At 60.5% G+C, this 1,100-nt stretch carries 1 protein-coding gene and 2 pseudogenes; all 3 read right to left on the bottom strand.

What is annotated here, in order from left to right; translation table 11 throughout:
* A pseudogene (locus AC1DPR_RS32105) lies at positions 1–277 on the bottom strand (ATP-binding cassette domain-containing protein); the annotation flags it as partial.
* Positions 278–314: 37 nt separating this feature from the next.
* Positions 315–497 (bottom strand): annotated as a pseudogene (locus tag AC1DPR_RS32100) (integrase core domain-containing protein); the annotation flags it as partial.
* Positions 490–1,074 (bottom strand): M20/M25/M40 family metallo-hydrolase, encoded by a 585-nt coding sequence (locus AC1DPR_RS32095; protein WP_477818041.1) that lies wholly within the window; start codon positions 1,072–1,074, stop codon positions 490–492. The gene AC1DPR_RS32095 and the pseudogene AC1DPR_RS32100, both read right to left, overlap by 8 nt.
* Positions 1,075–1,100: the final 26 nt, after the last annotated feature.

Genomic DNA, 1,100 nt, shown 5'->3' with positions numbered 1-1,100 from the left:
GACCACCCGACAACTGCCCGGGATACTTGGCCGCTTGCTGGCGCAGTCCGACACGGTCGAGATAGCGTATCCCGTTGTCGAGCGCTTCCTCACGCGAACGTCCCATGACTTTGATCTGCGCGATGCAGAGGTTCTCGACGATAGAGAGGTGAGGGAACAGCTCAAAGTTTTGAAACACCATGCCGACGCGGGAACGCAGCTTTGGGAGATTTGTCTTGCGATGGCTGACAGAGATGCTGTCCACAAGAATCTCATCTTGTTGGATCGGCTCTAGCGCTGGATTTGCCCCCGTATCCCCGGACACGGTCTCACCCTTAGGTTGAGAACCCCACAGCCCGCCTGAACTCCCGCGGAGAGCGGTAATTCAGGGCGCTATGGGGGTGTTGCTCGTTGTAGTGCTCGAAGGCAATTGCCAGGTTGCGAACGGCCGTCTTCGCATCCGGCTTGGGCATGAAGGCGACGTAGTCTCGCTTCATGGTCTTTACGAAATTAGAGGCCGCGGCTCAGGTCCATCAGCATGCGGGTGCTCAGGTACAGGCGGCGCGGGATGGCATCTACCAGAACATACTCGGCGGACGAGGTGTGATAGCCAAAGCCTGGGAGGCCCATGCTTTCCACCACCGGCTTGCCGGACAACGCTGCGTAGGCCGCGTCAGTACCGCCTCCGGTCCGGGTATCGGACACTGTCAACGAATAGCCAAGCTCTTGGTAGATCGAGGCCGCCTTGTTGGCGAGGAACTTGCCACCATCGTTTGCGTTAAAGGCAGGCCGGCCGCGTGTGACGCTAACCTCTACCTTGGCAGCGGCCAAGCGCTTGCGTTGCGCCCGCTCGTCGAGCATCGACTTGATCGCGTCGAGATCTTCGTTGCGACCGTAGCGGACGTCGGCGTTCAGCGTGGCGGAGTCGGGAATAGCGTTCGATGCGCTGCCGGCCTTGGCCAGCGTCCAATTGAAGCGCATCTCCTTATCCTTGCTGTCGATGTCCTGCGTGCGCAGGATGAGGTCGGCTGCCTCGGTCAGCGCGTTGACACCGAGTTCTGGGGCGACGCCGGCGTGTGCCGCCTTGCCGGTGATTGTTGCCTCGACGTATGCAATACCCG

It is taken from the genome of Rhizobium sp. 01T417 (assembly GCF_056398905.1).
Note: the sequence above shows the minus strand (reverse complement) of the source record. Positions and strands in the feature narration are given on the sequence as shown.